Origin of the sequence: Kribbella solani, from assembly GCF_014205295.1 — a bacterium.
Classification (GTDB): domain Bacteria; phylum Actinomycetota; class Actinomycetes; order Propionibacteriales; family Kribbellaceae; genus Kribbella; species Kribbella solani.
Genome location: NZ_JACHNF010000001.1, coordinates 3,290,476 through 3,306,765 on the forward strand (window position 1 = coordinate 3,290,476; position 16,290 = coordinate 3,306,765).

The following is a 16,290-nucleotide window of genomic DNA, read 5'->3' on the forward strand; positions in this document are numbered from 1 at the left end:
CCACGGGTGGAGTCGTTGGGGAATCGGGTCATTGGCAGGGCTGTGCTGAGCAGGTCTGCGTGGGCGTTGGTAGGACTCACGGAGCGTACGAACGGTCCATTCAGTGGGTCTCACGGAGGTACGGATCGTCGCTACTCACCTGGTGTCCTTCCGCCCGGTGCAGCGCGTGAGAGGGCTGTCTGCGGGCCGCTGGAGGCGGTGGAGGAACAGTCGTCGCGAGGCGGTGTCGTCGCGAGGCGGTGTCGTCGCCGGGCGCCGTACATGTAATCGCTAAGGACAGTGCGGCGTTGGGCGGTTTGCGGCCTGCCGGAGGCAGTAAGGGGCTGCCGCTGCGGAGCGGTGTCCGGTTGGCGGGCGTGGGGGCGGTGTCGGGTTCTAGCGTTGGGGGTCTTCGGTTAGGGGTGGTTCGGGGAGGGAGCCGGCGTTCCATTCTTCTATTCGCCAGCCTTGGCGGCCTGGGAGTAGGGAGACCCAGTTGCAGTTGGAGAGGGCGCCGAAGGCGGGCCAGTTGGGGTGTGGGATGCCCAGGAAGAGGCAGATGCCTACGCGGGCTGCCAGGCCGTGGGTGGCGATGACGATGGTGTCTTCGGGGGTGCCTTGGTCGGCGATTCTGGCCAGGGCGGCGGCGAAGCGGTCGGCTACTTCTTCTACGGTTTCGCCGTTGCTGCCGCGGCGCTGGGATTCGCCGCTGCGGATGCGGGTGGCGGCTTCGGGGTGCCGGGCGGCGAGTTCGGACATGGTGAGGCCGGCCCAGTCGTCGACGTCGATCTCGCGGAGTGCTTTGTCGTACTCGATCTCGAGGCCGGTCAGGGTGGCGAGCTGGCCGGCGGTGGCGGCGGCGCGTTGCAGGTCGCTCGCGTACAGGCGGGTGGGGGCGAGGGTCGCGAGCCGGGCGGCGGCGGCGCGGGCCTGGTCGACGCCGATCGGGTCGAGGGGGATGTCGGCCTGGCCCTGGATCTTGTCCTGCAGGTTCCACTCGGTCCGGCCGTGACGCCAGACGATCAGCCGGCCTGCGCTCATGCGCGGCCGGCGGTGTCAGCCGGGGAGGCGGAGTCAGTCGCACCAGCTGAGTCAGCCGGCGTGGCGGAGTAGACCGGGGCGGCGGAGGTGGGCGTAGCAGCCGGGTCAGCCGAGGAGGCGGAGGCCGCAGTGGTGACGGCGTCGGCCCCGGAGGTGGAGTCCGGCGCACCAGCCAGGTCGGCCGGGGCGGACGGGGCAGCCGCGTCGGATGAGCCAGCCGGGGCGGCTGAGCCGGCTGAGGCAGCTGGGGTGCCGTCGGGGGTGGGGAGGGGGATGGTGGGGCAGTCGCGCCAGAGGCGTTCCAGGGAGTAGAAGCTGCGCTCTTCGGCGTGCTGGACGTGGATGACGATCTCTAGGTAGTCGAGCAGTACCCAGCGGCCCTCGCGGGCGCCTTCGCGGCGTACTGGTTTGGCGTCGAGGTCCTCGCGGAGTTTGTCCTCGATCGCGTCGACGATGGCGCGGACCTGGCGGTCGTTGGAGGCGGAGGCGACCAGGAACGCGTCGGTGATGGCGAGTTGCTCGGACACGTCGAAGGCGAGGACGTTCTCGGCCTTCTTGTCGTGGGCCGCTTCCGCGGCCGCGGTCAGCAGCTCGATGGCGCGTTCACTGGCAGGCATAAAACGTCCTAACGATTGGTGTAGAGCTCACGCTTGGCGATGTACTGGACGATCCCGTCGGGTACGAGGTACCAGGTGGGGTTGCCCTTGGCGACCCGGGCCCGGCATTCGGTGGACGAGATCGCCAGCGCCGGCACCTCGAGCAGCGTGATCCGGTCCATCGGCAGCTGGTCGAGCGGCAGCTCGAGTGCTTCGGTCCCGGGCCGGGTGCAGCCGACGAACTGGGCGAGTTTGAAGGTCTCGTCCACGTCCCGCCAGGTGAGGATCTGGGCGAGCGCGTCGGCGCCGGTGATGAAGAACAGTTCGGCGTCCGGGTACAGCCTGGACAGATCCCGCAGGGTGTCGATGGTGTACGTCGGGCCGGGCCGGTCGATGTCCACCCGGGAGACCGAGAACCGCGGGTTCGACGCGGTCGCGATAACGGTCATCAGGTAGCGGTCCTCGGCCGGGCTGACTTTGCGGTCCGACTTCTGCCACGGCTGGCCGGTCGGTACGAAGATCACCTCGTCGAGGTCGAAGTACGCCTGTACTTCGCTGGCCGCGACCAGGTGGCCGTGATGGATCGGGTCGAACGTGCCGCCCATCACGCCGATGCGTCGTATCCGCTCCACTGCAGCCACGTCAGCCCATCACCAGCCGGTCAGCTGTGCGGCCGGCCCTTGCCCATGATGACGGTGATGGCCAGCAGCAGGACGAGCACGAACAGAGTGAACCCGCCGAACCACCACTTCGAGATGTGCGACGCCTCGGCGGCCGCCGCCACGGGCGCCACCTGGGGCACGAGGATCGAGAACATGATGCAGAGCCTATCTCGTACCCCCGGGAACGACAGCGACCGGTGGCCCGGAACACTCGACGGGGGCACACCGGTCGCGGAAGGTGAGGTCAGCTGTGGCGGAGGTTACGGGTCAGCAGCCGGCGCCAGGTGGACGGTACGGCGTGCGCGCGGCGCGCCTTGGCGGCCACCCGGTGCCGCTCGTCGATCTGGGCACGGGCAACGTCGGGGGTGATCATGATTCCTTCACTGGGTCGGTGCGGCGTACCCGGGGCGGACCGGCCCCGGTACTTGAAATTGTACGGTATGAACTACTCTCTTACAAACGAATTAAAGGCAGATTTGATTCCCAACCTTGGAATCTGCGGTGAACAGGAGGAATCATGGACGCGATCGACAGACAGCTGATCGAGGCACTGCGGCTGAACGGGCGCTCCAGCTGGGCCGAGCTCGGCCGGGTCGTCGGGCTGTCCGGACCGAGCGTCCAGGAGCGGGTCCGGCGGCTCGAGGAGCGGGGCGTACTGCTCGGCTACCGCGCCGTGGTCGCGCCGGATCAGGTCGGCCTCGGGACCAGCGCGCTGATCGGCCTGTTCCAGCGTGACGACGTGGAGACCGACGACATCGTCGACCAGGTCCGCGAGATCGTCGCGGTCGAGGACTGCTGGTTCGTGGCTGGTGACCAGGAGCTCGTGGTGAAGGTACGCGTCGCGGACGTGACCCAGCTGGAGGCAGTGGTCGGGTCGCTGCGCCGTGTGAACGGAGTAGTCAGGACACGGACGACGGTTGTGCTGTCGACTCGCTGGGAAGGGCGTCCGGCGCCGCTGCCCGAGTAAGTAGCAGTGCGGCGCCCGCTAGTAGTGCGAGACCTGCAGCGACTGGGTAGAGCAGTCGCGGCGCGTGCTCGTACGCCACACCGCCTATCGCTGGGCCGAGGAACATGCCGCTGATCGAGGCAGCCGCGTACAGGCTGGAGTACCGGCCGACCATGCCCTCTGGCGCGGCATCGGCTACGTGGGCGGTGGCAGTCGGCTTGTACAGCATCTCCCCTGCCGTGATCACCACGATCGCCAGCGCCGCACCGGCCAGCGCTGGCCAGACGCCCAGCACCGCGAGTCCGAGGCCGACCAGTCCGAAACCGGTGGCGATCACTCGGGTGGCACGGTGACCACGGAGGCGTACGGCAAGCGGCGCCTCGCACAGGACGATCACTACTGAGCTGACTCCGATCAGTACGCCGTATGCGACTGCTGGCGTACCAGCATCACGCAGTAGTAGTGGCATGGTGGCGAAGATCTGCCGGTACGCCGTGTCCACGACGACGATCGTCGCCAGTACTACCAGCACCTGGCGATCGCGGAGGACGGTTCGCCAGAGTCCGGTGGGCCTGGTCCGCGTACGGCGCGCACTCGGTACCCAGCGCCAGACGATCGCGGCCATCACCAGACTGGTCACGGCGTCGATGACGAAGACCAGCGAGAAGTCGTACGCCGCGAGCAGGCCGCCGAGGGGCGGACCGATCGCGAAGCCCGCGTTGCTCGCGGTGCGGGACAGCGCGATGCCCTCACGGCGGCGTTCGGCCGGAAGGGCGGTGGCGACGAGCGCGCTCAGGTTGGGGCGGGCGGCGCCGCCGAACAGGCCGGCCAGCGCGGCGACGAGAGCGAGCGCCGCGCCGGGGGTGAAGGGCATCGCGACGCAAGTGATCGCCCAGAGGAGCTGGCTGGCGACTGCCGCCGTACGCAGACCGAATCGGTCGCCGAACGAGCCGCCGGTGAGGTTGCCGCCGAGCAGACCCACCCCGTACGCCGCCGCGGCGAAACCGGCTTGCTGCGCGGACATGCCGCGATCCTCGACCAGGTACAGCGTGAGGTAGATCCAGGCCAGGGCGCCGGCCGAGCTGACCAGCTGGCCTAGCATGACGGCTTTCAGCCAGGCGGGCAGGTCCGCGATCCGGCGCCAGTACATCCGCGCTCCCGTCGGATAGAGTGAGTTCCAGTTGGGAACTTACTTGACGGATCGGCCCAGCGGCAACCGGGAAGCGAAGGAGTGACGACGTGCGGCGGAGCAGTTTCGCGCCCGAACCGGATTGTGCGATCGCGCAGTCCCTCGGCGTCATCGGCGACGGCTGGGAGCTGCTGGTCGTACGCGACCTGGCGCGCGGGCTGGAACGGTTCGACCAGTTGGCCGAGTCGTTGCGGATCTCGCGGAAGGTGCTGACCGAGCGGCTGAACGGGCTGATGGACAGCGGGATCGTCGAGCGGTCCGCGTACCAGGAACGGCCGACTCGATACGCGTACGGGCTGACGCCGCGCGGGCGGGCGCTCTTGCCGGTGCTGGTCGCACTTCAGGACTGGGGCGATCGCTGGCTGCTCGGGGACGGATCGCTGACGGGGACGAATGCGGCGGATGAGCCGCCTGCGCTGCGTTTACACGAGTTGATCGGGCAGCGGGTGCCGTACGTTGAGTTGCCGTCGACTGCTGGTACGACGGTGGATGTGGTGGACGCGGACGCGCGGGCGACGGTGATCTTCGGGTATCCGGCGACCGGGCGGCCTACGCCGTTGCCGGACGGGTGGGACGAGATCGCGGGCGCTGCTGGGTGCACATTGGAGAATCGGCTGTTCGCCGGGCGGCGGGATGAGTTCGAGGCGCGTGGGATTGCGGTGCGAGGGGTTAGTACACAGCGGACGGATGAGCAGCAGGCGTTCGCCGTGGCGGAGGAGATTCCGCATCTGCTGCTGTCGGATGTCGAGCTGGAGCTGGCGGCGGCGCTGCGGTTGCCGACATTCCGGGCCGGTGGGTACGAGCGGTTGAAGCGCGTCGTACTCGTCGTCGGCGCGGACCGGGTGATCGAACGAGTCCGCTACCCCGTAACCGACATCGCCGAAGCGGTCGACTGGGCACTCGCTGGCTGAAGCCCGCCAACACCCAGCCGACGGGCGGGGGGCGATCACCGCGCGACGCCAACCCACTCTCGGGTGCGTGGAGGACAGGCGGTGACTGCTTGATCGCCGGCACCTGCTCGGTGTGTGGGTGATCAGCGGTTGAAGAAGGACTTCAGTTCGGTGGCGATTCGGCGTACTGCTTCGGGTTTGCCGGTGGGGTTGAGGCCGCCGGGGTCCGAGGACGAGCCGTGGTCGTAGCCGTCGAACTCGATCCGGGTGCAGTGCGGGAGCACCTTCTCCAGCGCGTCCCGGCCAGGCGTGAGGCCACGGAGACCCTTGCTGCCACCCATCAGCAGAACCTCGGCCTGAACCGCACGAAAAGCATCGAAGGTGCCGGCCAGTTCCGCGACGATCGTGCCTTCCGCGTGGATCGTCGGCGCCAGGCCGCGCATGGTCACCGCACCGGCGGCGGCCTGACGCTCATCCTTCGCCATCATCTTCTCGGTCATCAACCGGAGCAGACCTCGCGGCATCACCTTGAGGAAAGCCGGCGCCATCTCGAACCCGAACATGCTCGTCACCATCGCACCGGCGACATCCCCGCGAGCGATCTCCTCGTCGAACCTGGCCAACCAGGCCCGATGCGGCGCCGCATCCGCGACCAGCGCCGGCTCATAAACCGCAACCCTCCGCAACGCCGGCAGGGTACCGGCGCTGGTGTCGGCGGTGCCGGCGGTGGTGCGGGTGGTTTCCAGGACTACTGCTCCGCCGGCGCTGACGCCGAAGACCAGTTCGGCGCCGGTTGCGGACAGGACGGCTTGTAGGTCTTCGACTTCGGTTCGGACGCCGTGGCCGGGGCGGTGAGGTCCGGAGAGTCCGCGGCCGCGGCGGTCCGGGAGGTACACGGTGAACTCGTCCGCCAGCGCCTCCGCCAGTAGGAGGTGGCTGCGGGCGGACTCCATGCTTCCGTGCAGGACGACGACGGCCGGAGCCTGGTCGTTCGCCCCGGTCCTGTAGTACCCGATCTCGGTGCCGTCGCGTGAGGTGACGGTGCCCTGGGTCAGTTCTGCTGTCCTCATGGATCGATAGTTACATGCGATCTAGTTACATTGCAACTAGTGTCTTTGACCATATACGCTAGGTTCGTGACCTTTCGACGCTCACCGCTCGCGCTCGCGATCCTCGGCCTGCTGGAGAACGGTCCGCTGCATCCGTACGGGCTGCAGCGGCTGCTCAAGCAGTGGGGCAAGGATCAGGTCGTCAACGTCGGGCAGCGGACCACCCTGTACCGGATGATCGTGCGGTTGGAGGAAGGCGGCCTGATCACCGCGGGCGCGACCGAGCGGGACGAGCGGTATCCCGAGCGGACCGTGTACCACCTGACCGACGACGGGCGCGCGACCTGCCGGCAGTGGCTGGGCGAGATCATGACGACGCCGCGGAACGAGTATCCGGAGTTTCCGGCGGCGCTGTCGTTCGTGATGCTGGTGCCGCCGGAGACCGCCGGCGAGCTGCTCACCGAGCGCCGGGAGAAGCTGACCAAGCGCATCTCAGAGCTGCAGTTGGAGCTCCGGACCGAAGTGGAGGGAAAGTCGATCCCCCGGTTCGCGCTCCTGGAGACCGAGTATCAGGTCGCGGTGACGGTGGCGGAGGCGAAGTGGATCGACAGCGTCCTCCACGACCTCAACCGGGGCAAACTCACCTGGACCCCCGGACCGGTATGACCCGGCACGGTGTGACCGGTATGACGCGGCACGGTGTGGTGGAGCGGGTATGAGTGGGACCGCGGTGGAGGTTTGGTGGGCGGAGGTCGGGGCGGTTCGGGCGGAGTACGCAGCGGATCTGGATTCGGTTGAGCGGGGGCGGTTGGCCGCGTACGCGCGCGAAGTGGACCGGGCCAGGTTCTTGCTGGGCGTGACGATTACGCGCCAGGTGCTCGGGGCGCGATTTTCGTTGCCTCCAGCAAATATCAGGTTGGATCGGAGTTGCGCCGAGTGTGGAAGACCGCATGGCAAGGTGCGTACGGACGGGGTGGAGCTGTCCGTGACTCACTCCGGTGAGCTGGTCGGAGTGGCCTTCTCGGATCACGTGGTCGGGCTGGACGTCGAGAAGGTCGACCCGGGAGTGGACGTCGACGCGATCGCACGGCTCGCGTTCCCGGACGCTGAGCAGAAGAACCTCCGCAAGTACGAAGGGCTGGAGAAGGCGCGGGTCTTCACGACGTACTGGACCCGGAAAGAGGCGGTGGTGAAGGCGACCGGCGAGGGGTTGCGCGGCGATCCGCGGGCTGAGGTTCCGGACGGGATTCAGGTACGGGAACTCGACGTCGGCGCGGACCACCGGGCGGCCCTGGCCGTCGTCGCCGACGAGCCGCCGGTGGTGCGAACGTTGAACTTCGGAGCCGACGGTCAGGTCTGAGCGGCTCGTCAGGTTTGAGCGGCTCGTCAGGTTCGGAGCTGGCCCTCGCCGGTGACGATGTACTTCGTCGACGTCATCTCCGGCAGGCCCATCGGGCCGCGGGCGTGCAGTTTCTGCGTGGAGATACCGATCTCGGCACCGAAGCCGTACTCACCGCCGTCGGTGAACCGAGTGCTGGCGTTCACCACCACCGCGGCCGAGTCGACCGCCTGAGTGAAACGACGCGCGGCCGACTGCGACCGGGTGACGATCGCGTCGGTATGACCGGAGCTGTACCGCCGGATGTGCTGAACCGCGGCCTCAAGCGAATCCACCACAGCCGCCGACAGATCAAGCGAGTTGTACTCGGTACCGAAGTCGTCCTCATCAGCCGCCACCACAGCGGAGTCATTGCCAGCAGCAACTACCTTCGGGTCACCATGGACGGTGACACCGGCTTGCGCAAGCGCAGGCAGTGCTCGTGCCAAGAACTCGTCGGCGACCGCAGCGTGAACCAGCAACGACTCGGCAGCATTGCACACGCTCGGCCGCTGGATCTTGGAGTTCAGCAAGATCTCCAACCCGAGCTCAAGATCCGCGTCGGCATCGATGTACACGTGGCAGTTGCCGACCCCGGTCTCGATCACCGGCACCGTCGACTCGCTGACCACCGTCTGAATCAGCCCGGCACCACCACGCGGGATCAGTACGTCGACCAGCCCGCGCGCCTGCATCAGTTCCTTCACCGCGGCACGATCCGTCGGTACGCCCTGCACCACATCCGCCGGCAGCCCACTCGTCTCGGCCGCATCGCGCAGCACGGCGATGATCGCCGAGTTGGACGCGGCAGCCGACGACGAACCGCGCAGCAGCACGGCGTTGCCGGACTTCAGGCAGATCCCCGCCGCGTCGGCCGTCACGTTCGGCCGCGCCTCGTAGATGATCCCGACGACACCGAACGGCACCCGGACCTGACGCAGCTCAAGGCCGTTCGGCAGCGTGTACCCGCGCACCACCTCGCCGACCGGATCATTGAGCCCGGCAAGCTGCTCCAGCCCGGCCGCCATCGCGTCGACCCGCGCCGGGTCGAGGGCCAACCGGTCGACGGTCGATTCCGGCGTACCAGCCTCGCGCGCTGCCGCGACGTCCTTCGCGTTGGCCGCGACGATCGCGTCCGTGTTCGCCCGCAGCGCCGCCGCCATCGCGTGCAGTGCCGCGTCCTTCGCCGCCCGGGAAGCCTCCGCCAGCACGTACGACGCGACCCGCGCCCGCCTGGCCAGCTCGATGATCTCGCTCACCTGTTCATCCTAGAACTCGTCCGTAGCCGGCGTCGCAGCCGAGGCAACCGGGCGACCACGTGCGCGAGCGGTACGACCGCCGCCAGCGCGACGTCCAGCCGCCGGTCACTCGGCGCGATCGGAACCTCAGCCGCCTTCAACCGCCGCCAGGCCCACACGCTGTACGGGATCACAACGAGCGGCGTGGTGACCAGGCCCGGGGTGTAGCGGCGCAGTACGGCGGACTGCGCGAGGTGCGTGCCGGCGTGCCACCCGAAGCCGATCAACGACGCTTGGAAGAACCTGCTCCGCCCACCGGTCGCCGCCCCGGCAGCGGACGCCGCCGCCATCACGACCCCGGTCAGACCGATCGCGGTCGCCGCCTCGCCGCCGGACATCGGCAGGACTTTCGGCAACGGCTGCGGCAGGTCAGGCGACCGTGAGAACGACGGCATCGTCGCAAGCTCCTCGAGATCATGAACGATCCAGGCCGCAAGCAACCCCCAAGCCACCTTCTTCACCCCAGCACCCTCCTCAAACCCAGCACCGCCGTCACCCGCACCGCCGTCACCCGCACCGCCGTCACCCGCACCGCCGTCACCCGCACCGCCGTCACCCGCACCGCCGTCACCCGCACGGCCGGCGCCGCACCGACTTCACCACACTGCCTTCACCACGCCGGCTTCACAGCAGGACCAGGTCGTCGCGGTGCACGACCTCGCGCTCGTACGCGGCTCCGAGCTCCCGTGCCAGGTCCCGCGTCGAACGCCCCAGCAACTCAGGCAGCTCCGTGGCGTCGTAGTTGACCAGCCCGCGCGCGATCGTCACCCCCGACGGCGACACCAGATCAACCGGGTCACCCGCCCCGAAAGTCCCTTCCACACCAGTGATCCCGGCCGGAAGCAGCGACGCCCGCCGCTGCGTGACGGCCCGAACGGCCCCTTCATCCAGCCGAAGTACGCCCTGTCCCGACGTCGCATGCGCCAGCCACAACAGCCGCGACTTACGCCGCCGCCCGGTCGGATGAAACAGCGTCCCGACCGGCTCGCCACGGAGCGCCTCGCCGACCCGCCCGGCCGACGTCAAAATGACCGGAATCCCTGCCTCGGTAGCGATCGCGGCCGCCTCGACCTTGGTCTGCATCCCGCCGGTACCGACACCGGACGCGCCGCTCTTGCCGATCGCCAACGGTTCGAGATCGGCCGCGCCGCGAATCTCGGTCACCATCGACGTACCCGGCTTCCGCGGATCCCCGTCGTACAGCCCGTCCACGTCCGACAGCAGCAACAGCAGATCGGTGTGTACGAGATGACTGGTCAACGCGGCCAGCCGATCGTTGTCACCGAACCGGATCTCGGTGGTGGCAACCGTGTCGTTCTCGTTCACGATCGGTACGACACCGAGCTCGAGCAGCCGCGCGAACGTACGGTACGCATTCCGGTAATGACTGCGCCGCGTCACGTCGTCGACCGTCAGCAACACCTGCCCGACCCGCAAACCATGCGCCGCGAACGCGTCGCTGTACCGGGCCATCAACAAACCCTGCCCGACCGACGCCGCCGCCTGCTGCGTGGCCAGGTCGCGCGGCCGGGTCCGCAGGCCCATCGGCGCCAGCCCGGCCGCGATCGCGCCGGAGGAGACCAGCACCACCTCGGTGCCCTCCACCCGGCGCGCCGCGATCGCGTCGACGAGCAGCCGGAGTCGTTCGTGGTCGATCTTGCCGCGCTGGGTCAGCGACGACGAGCCGACCTTCACGACGATTCGCGTGGCGTTCAACGCCTCCGCGCGCTGGTCCATGACATCAACCGTTTTCTGTGTTCTCCGCCGCTCGCTCACGCGCTTCCTTGCGCGCCAGTTTCGCGGCCGCCTCCGCGGCCCGTTTCGCCTCGGCCGGGGACATGTCCACCTCGTCGGCGTCCCAGTCCTGGCCGTGCTCGGCCCAGTCCTCGGCCCGCTCCCCCGACCGGTACGCGTGGTACTCGCTGTCCTTCGTCCGCCGCCGCTGCGCCGCCGGACGATCCTCCTCCAGCCGGTGGTCCTCACCGCGGCGGGCCAGGATCTCCGCGCCGGCCGCGACATCGGGAGCGAAGTCGAACACGATCGCGTTCGGCCCGTCGCCGATCATCACCGCGTCCCCGGCCTGCGCGCCGAGCTTGATCAGCTGCTCCTCGACGCCGAGCCGGTTCAGCCGGTCCGCCAGGTAGCCGGTCGCCTCCGCGTTCGCGAAGTCGGTCTGCCGTACCCAGCGCTCGGGCTTGTCGCCCTGCACCAGCCAGCCGCCGTCCTCCGGCAGCTGCTTCACCTTGAACTCGGGACCACCCTGCACCTGCGGCCGGATCACGATCCGCGTGGTGTCGGGCTTCTCCTGCTCCGCGCGGCGGCGGACGACGATGTCGGCCATCGCGTACTTGAGCGCTTCCAGACCCTCGTGCGACGCGGTCGAGATCGGGTACACCCGCAACCCGCGCTGCTCCAGCTCGGCCTGCACCATCTCGGCGATCTCGCGCGCGTCCGGGACGTCGATCTTGTTCAGGGCAACGATTCGTGGCCGGTCCTCCAGCCCACCGTGCGCCTTCAGCTCGGCCTCGATCGTGTCCAGGTCGCTCAACGGATCGCGGCCCGGCTCGTACGTCGCGCAGTCGATCACGTGAACAAGGGCGGCGCACCGCTCCACGTGCCGAAGGAAGTCGTGCCCGAGCCCACGGCCCTCGCTCGCACCCTCGATCAGGCCGGGTACGTCCGCGACCGTGAACGTGGTGTCGCCCGCGATGACGACGCCAAGGTTCGGAATCAGGGTGGTGAACGGGTAGTCGGCGATCTTCGGCCGGGCGCGGCTGATCGAGGCGACCAGCGACGACTTGCCGGCGCTCGGGAAACCGACCAGGCCGATGTCCGCGACCACCTTCAGCTCAAGGACGAGCGTACGCTCCTCGCCGTCCTCGCCGAGCAGCGCGAAACCGGGCGCGCGGCGGGAACTGCTGGCCAGGGCCGCGTTGCCCAGACCGCCCTTGCCGCCCTGCGCCGCGATGAACTCCGCGCCCGGCCCGACCAGGTCGGCGAGCACCTCACCGTTCGCCGCGCTGATCACCGTGCCCTCGGGGACACCGAGGACGACGTCGCCGCCGTTGCTGCCGGCCTGGTGATCACCCTTGCCCTGGGCACCATTCGTCGCGGTGCGGTGGCTGGAGCGGTGGTAGTCGACCAGCGTGGTCACGTCCGGGTCGACGCGCAGGATCACGCTGCCGCCGTCACCGCCGTTCCCGCCGTCCGGTCCGCCGAGCGGCTTGAACTTCTCGCGGTGCACCGAGGCGCACCCGTTTCCGCCGCGGCCCGCGGCGACCTGCACCGTGACGCGGTCGACGAAGCTGGGGATGGCCATCGGTCTTCACTTCCTGCCAGTTGTTGCTGATCCGGTTTGCTGCTGATCCCCCACCACATTTGACTGGTTCACCCCTCAGGTTGCCCCTTCACCACCTGCATGCGGCAGGTGAAGGGGCAAGCTCAGCGGTTAACCACTCAAATGGCGAGGAGGGCAACTGCTTACATAGCGCTGTTGCTTACATAGCAAAAGGGCGGGTGCGCGGTATTCCGCGACCCGCCCTTGTGCAGAGCTTGTACTTCGTCCGGGTGGCGGTGTTACTCCGCCGGGGCCGGGACGATGTTGACGACGCGGCGACCGCGCCGGGTGCCGAACTCCACGTGGCCCTCGGCCAGCGCGAACAGCGTGTCGTCGCCGCCACGGCCGACCAGGTTGCCCGGGTGGAAGTGGGTGCCGCGCTGCCGGACGATGATCTCGCCGGCGTTGACCAGCTGGCCACCGTACCGCTTCACGCCGAGCCGCTGCGCGTTGGAGTCACGACCGTTGCGGGTCGAGGCCGCTCCCTTTTTGTGTGCCATGTCTAGATCAGCTCCCACTCTTTGCCGAAGAAGACAGCTTCTTGGCGTCGATCGCGGTGACCTTGACCTGGGTGTAGTGCTGACGGTGCCCCTGGCGCTTGCGGTAACCGGTCTTGTTCTTGTACTTGAGGATGTTGATCTTCGGGCCCTTGGTACGGCCGAGGACCTCGGCCGACACAGCCACGTTGGCCAGCGCCGCAGCGTCGGCCGTCACGGTGTCGCCATCGACGACGAGGACCGCCGGCAGCGCGACGGTGTCGCCCACCTTCTCGGTCAGGCTGTCGATCTCGATGACATCGCCGACGGCGACCTTCTGCTGGGTGCCGCCACTGCGCACGATCGCGTACACCGTGGATCTCACTCTCTGCTGGATCGGAAAACTTACAAGTGTGATGGTGTGGGCGGGACTGCTACGAGCCGAACTCGTTTCCCACACTTACACACCGAGCACAGGTTCGGTGCGCCGGGAGCGCACCGAACCACAAGCTTACAGCCCTGGGCTGGCAAACTCGAAATCGGTTCAACCGTGGGTGCTGACGAGCTCGGCGGCGTCGGTCGAGCCACCTGCCCCATCACCATCGGTAGTTGCCTTGCTACGGCTCCGGCTGCTACGCCGCCGCCGGGTCGACTTACCCGCCCCGTTCTGCGCCGCGTCCGCGGACTCGGTCGAGTCGGCGGCGGGGAAACCGGTGGCTTCGGGGCTGACGTGGGCCTCGGTGCCGGCGATCGGGTAGCCGGTGGGTTCCGGCGTATCCGCGTCCGCGCTTGACGGCGTACCCGGCTCGTCGTCCTTCTTCACCGACGCGGCCGCGATCTGGGCCAGCCTCTGGGCGGCGTCGCCGTTGTGCTGCGGCGCCTCCGCCTCGGCGGCCGGCTCGTCCTCGCCACGGTTCTTCCCGCGACGCCGGCGCGAGCTCTTCCGCCCGCTCTCCTCCGGCTGCGCGGCCTTCCCGTGCTCCTGACCGTTGCCGTTGCCGTTCCCACCGTTCGCGGCGGCACCGTTGTTGCGGCTGTCGCGGCGGCGGGACTCCTTCGGCTCGTCGTGCAGGATCAGCCCGCGGCCACCACAGTGGTCGCAGTTCTCGCTGAACGCCTCGAGCAGACCGGTCCCGATCCGCTTCCGGGTCATCTGGACCAGTCCCAGCGAGGTCACCTCGGCGACCTGATGCTTGGTCCGGTCCCGGCCCAGGCACTCGACCAGCCGGCGCAGCACCAGGTCCCGGTTCGACTCCAGCACCATGTCGATGAAGTCGATCACGATGATGCCGCCGATGTCGCGGAGCCGGAGCTGCCGGACGATCTCCTCGGCCGCCTCCAGGTTGTTCTTGGTGACGGTCTCCTCGAGGTTCCCGCCGGAGCCGGTGAACTTGCCGGTGTTCACGTCGACGACCGTCATCGCCTCGGTCCGGTCGATGATCAGCGAACCACCCGACGGCAGCCAGACCTTGCGGTCCAGCGCCTTCTTGATCTGCTCGTCGATCCGGTAGTTCGCGAACACGTCGTTGTGGGCCTTCTCGACCCGGTCGACCAGGTGCGGCGCGACCCCGGCGACGTACTCCCGGACCTGGTCGTACGCCTGGTCGCCGGAGATCACCAGCTTCGCGAAGTCCTCGGTGAACAGGTCCCGGACGACGCGGATCAGCAGATCCGGCTCGCCGTACAGCAGCTGCGGTGCCTGGCCGTTCTTGGACTTCTTCTCGATGTCCTCCCAGGCAGCCTGCAGGCGGCTGACGTCGGCGGTCAGCTCCTCCTCGGACGCGCCCTCGGCCGCGGTCCGGACGATCACGCCGGCCTCGTCCGGGACGATGTCCTTCAGGATCGTCTTCAGCCGGTTCCGCTCGGTGTCCGGCAGTTTGCGGCTGATACCACCGTTGCCACCGCGCGGTACGTACACGACGTACCGCCCCGGGAGGCTGATCTGGTTGGTCAGCCGGGCGCCCTTGTGACCGATCGGGTCCTTGGTCACCTGTACCAGGACGGACTGGCCGGACTTCAGGACCTGCTCGATCTTGCGCGGACCGTTCGCGCCGCCGAGCGTCGCCCAGTCGACCTCACCGGCGTACAGGACGGCGTTGCGGCCCTTGCCGATGTCGATGAAGGCGGCCTCCATGCTCGGCAGCACGTTCTGTACGCGGCCGAGGTACACGTTGCCGATCAGCGACGTCTGCTCCGCCGTGGTGACGTAGTGCTCGACCAGGACGTTGTCCTCGGAGACCGCGATCTGGGTCAGGTCCTCGCGGGACCGGATCACCATCGTCCGCTCGACCGACTCACGCCGGGCCAGGAACTCGGCCTCGGTCACGATCGGCGCCCGGCGACGGCCGGCGGCGCGGCCCTCCCGGCGGCGCTGCTTCTTCGCCTCGAGACGGGTCGAACCCTCGACCGCGGTGATCTCGTTCGCGGTGTTCTTGCTACGCGGCTCGCGGACGCGGACGACTGTCTCGTCCGGGTCGTCCGGGGACGAACCGGAGTCCTCGCCCTTACGGCGACGCCGACGCCGGCGCCGCCGGGACGAACCACTGCCGCCCTCGTCGTCGTCCGAGTCGTGCTCGTCGTCGGCGGAGTCGCTGTCAGACCCGTCCTGCTTGGCCCCGTCCTTACCGCCGTCCCTTGCGCCGTCCTTGGCGCCGTCACGCCCGTCGCGGCCGCCGTCCTGCTTGGCTCCGCGTCCCGCGCCGTCGCGGTCGGTGTCGTCGTCCTGGTCGTCGTCGGAGTGCTCGTCGGTGCTGTCATCGGCACCGTCGGCGTCTCCGCCCTTGCGGCGACGACGGCCACCCCGGCGCCGGCGCCGGCGGCGAGTCCCCTCGCCACCTTCCTCGCCGTCGTCCCCGTGCCCATCCGCGGGCCCGTCCACCTGCGCGTCGGCCTCAGCCGGCGCGTCGGCCTCGGCATCAACCACGCTGGTCTCAGCACCCCGACGGCTGCGACGCGTACGTGTACGAGTCGAACCGCTCTCCTCAGCATCACCGCTCGCAGCCTGCGTACCGTCGGCAACACCAGCCTGCGAACCGTCAGCCGCCTGCGCGGCGTCAGCAGACGGCGCCCCACGCCGAGTACGACGGGTACGGGTACGCGTCCCACCGTCACCATCAACCTCGCCCGAACCCGAGTCACCAGTGCGCGAGTCACCGGCGGAGGCCCCGTGGGAACCGTCGGTGGAGGCGCCGTGGGAACCGTCGGTGGCGGAGGCGTGCGAACCGTCGGTGGAAGAGCCGCGCGAACGGTTGGTGGAGGAGCCGTGCGAGCCGTCGGTCGCGGCGTCCTGCCCGGCTACCGACTGTGCACCGTCGGCGCCAGAACCACGACGGGCCCGTCGGGTGCTCGTGGTCGAGCCGGTGTCCTCGGCGTCAGCGGACGCGCCACGGCGAGTACGGCGGCGGGTGGTCGGCTGCTCGTCGGCGCCTGGTTCTGCGGCTGCCGCGGCT

Annotated in this window: 16 protein-coding genes and 2 pseudogenes; 4 read left to right on the forward strand and 14 right to left on the reverse strand. The window is 68.9% G+C overall.

What is annotated here, in order from left to right; genetic code table 11:
• Window positions 1-375: 375 nt before the first annotated feature.
• The 5 genes and pseudogenes from HDA44_RS14725 to HDA44_RS38050 all read right to left on the reverse strand — a co-directional run bounded on the left by HDA44_RS14725 (window position 376) and on the right by HDA44_RS38050 (window position 2,651).
• Window positions 376-1,020, reverse strand: a complete 645-nt coding sequence (locus HDA44_RS14725) for a histidine phosphatase family protein (RefSeq protein ID WP_184834725.1) — start codon at window positions 1,018-1,020, stop codon at window positions 376-378.
• A gap of 257 nt (window positions 1,021-1,277) precedes the next feature.
• A pseudogene (gene rsfS, locus HDA44_RS39085) lies at window positions 1,278-1,637 on the reverse strand (ribosome silencing factor); the annotation flags it as partial.
• An 8-nt stretch (window positions 1,638-1,645) separates the two neighbouring features.
• The gene (gene nadD, locus HDA44_RS14735) at window positions 1,646-2,248 is read right to left on the reverse strand and encodes a nicotinate-nucleotide adenylyltransferase (RefSeq protein ID WP_408954233.1); all 603 of its coding nucleotides are present in this window, start codon (window positions 2,246-2,248) and stop codon (window positions 1,646-1,648) included.
• Window positions 2,249-2,277: 29 nt separating this feature from the next.
• On the reverse strand, window positions 2,278-2,433 hold the full coding sequence (locus HDA44_RS14740; protein ID WP_184834729.1) for a hypothetical protein: 156 nt from the start codon (window positions 2,431-2,433) through the stop codon (window positions 2,278-2,280).
• Window positions 2,434-2,522: 89 nt separating this feature from the next.
• The gene (locus HDA44_RS38050) at window positions 2,523-2,651 is read right to left on the reverse strand and encodes a hypothetical protein (RefSeq protein ID WP_272956418.1); all 129 of its coding nucleotides are present in this window, start codon (window positions 2,649-2,651) and stop codon (window positions 2,523-2,525) included.
• 144 nt (window positions 2,652-2,795) lie between these two features.
• On the opposite strand from HDA44_RS38050, the gene HDA44_RS14745 reads away from it, so the two are divergent.
• Window positions 2,796-3,245, forward strand: a complete 450-nt coding sequence (locus HDA44_RS14745; RefSeq protein WP_184834731.1) for an Lrp/AsnC family transcriptional regulator — start codon at window positions 2,796-2,798, stop codon at window positions 3,243-3,245.
• Here HDA44_RS14745 and HDA44_RS14750 read toward each other — a convergent pair.
• A complete protein-coding gene (locus HDA44_RS14750) occupies window positions 3,178-4,374 on the reverse strand; it encodes an MFS transporter (protein ID WP_184834733.1) in 1,197 nt (398 codons plus the stop codon). The genes HDA44_RS14745 and HDA44_RS14750 overlap by 68 nt on opposite strands.
• A gap of 89 nt (window positions 4,375-4,463) precedes the next feature.
• Between HDA44_RS14750 and HDA44_RS38535 the strand changes: the two genes are divergently transcribed.
• A complete protein-coding gene (locus tag HDA44_RS38535; RefSeq protein ID WP_184834735.1) occupies window positions 4,464-5,324 on the forward strand; it encodes a winged helix-turn-helix transcriptional regulator in 861 nt (286 codons plus the stop codon).
• Window positions 5,325-5,446: 122 nt separating this feature from the next.
• Here the strand turns inward: HDA44_RS38535 and HDA44_RS14760 are convergent, their stop codons facing one another.
• Window positions 5,447-6,373, reverse strand: a complete 927-nt coding sequence (locus HDA44_RS14760) for an alpha/beta fold hydrolase (protein WP_184834737.1) — start codon at window positions 6,371-6,373, stop codon at window positions 5,447-5,449.
• Window positions 6,374-6,439: 66 nt separating this feature from the next.
• Between HDA44_RS14760 and HDA44_RS14765 the strand changes: the two genes are divergently transcribed.
• Together HDA44_RS14765 and HDA44_RS38540 are read left to right on the forward strand one after the other, a co-directional pair.
• Window positions 6,440-7,018 carry a PadR family transcriptional regulator gene (locus tag HDA44_RS14765; protein WP_184834739.1) on the forward strand — a complete coding sequence of 193 codons (579 nt, stop codon included), beginning with the start codon at window positions 6,440-6,442 and terminating at the stop codon, window positions 7,016-7,018.
• A 319-nt stretch (window positions 7,019-7,337) separates the two neighbouring features.
• Window positions 7,338-7,712, forward strand: a complete 375-nt coding sequence (locus HDA44_RS38540) for a 4'-phosphopantetheinyl transferase superfamily protein (protein WP_184834741.1) — start codon at window positions 7,338-7,340, stop codon at window positions 7,710-7,712.
• Between the two features lie 26 nt (window positions 7,713-7,738).
• Here the strand turns inward: HDA44_RS38540 and HDA44_RS14775 are convergent, their stop codons facing one another.
• From HDA44_RS14775 to HDA44_RS38885, 7 genes and pseudogenes are all read right to left on the reverse strand, one after another.
• Window positions 7,739-8,989, reverse strand: coding sequence for a glutamate-5-semialdehyde dehydrogenase (locus tag HDA44_RS14775; RefSeq protein ID WP_184834743.1), 1,251 nt, complete (start codon window positions 8,987-8,989; stop codon window positions 7,739-7,741).
• Window positions 8,986-9,489 (reverse strand): HXXEE domain-containing protein, encoded by a 504-nt coding sequence (locus HDA44_RS14780; RefSeq protein ID WP_202887373.1) that lies wholly within the window; start codon window positions 9,487-9,489, stop codon window positions 8,986-8,988. Before HDA44_RS14780 ends, HDA44_RS14775 begins: the two co-directional genes overlap by 4 nt.
• A 163-nt stretch (window positions 9,490-9,652) precedes the next feature.
• Window positions 9,653-10,765 carry a glutamate 5-kinase gene (gene proB, locus HDA44_RS14785; protein WP_184834745.1) on the reverse strand — a complete coding sequence of 371 codons (1,113 nt, stop codon included), beginning with the start codon at window positions 10,763-10,765 and terminating at the stop codon, window positions 9,653-9,655.
• 4 nt (window positions 10,766-10,769) lie between these two features.
• The gene (obgE, locus tag HDA44_RS14790; RefSeq protein ID WP_184834747.1) at window positions 10,770-12,347 is read right to left on the reverse strand and encodes a GTPase ObgE; all 1,578 of its coding nucleotides are present in this window, start codon (window positions 12,345-12,347) and stop codon (window positions 10,770-10,772) included.
• Window positions 12,348-12,604: 257 nt separating this feature from the next.
• Window positions 12,605-12,865 (reverse strand): 50S ribosomal protein L27, encoded by a 261-nt coding sequence (rpmA, locus tag HDA44_RS14795; RefSeq protein WP_130381076.1) that lies wholly within the window; start codon window positions 12,863-12,865, stop codon window positions 12,605-12,607.
• 7 nt (window positions 12,866-12,872) lie between these two features.
• Entirely contained in the window at window positions 12,873-13,214 is a 342-nt protein-coding gene (rplU, locus tag HDA44_RS14800) for a 50S ribosomal protein L21 (protein WP_184834749.1), read from the reverse strand.
• 171 nt (window positions 13,215-13,385) lie between these two features.
• Window positions 13,386-15,677 (reverse strand): annotated as a pseudogene (locus HDA44_RS38885) (Rne/Rng family ribonuclease); the annotation flags it as partial.
• Window positions 15,678-16,290 lie beyond the last annotated feature (613 nt).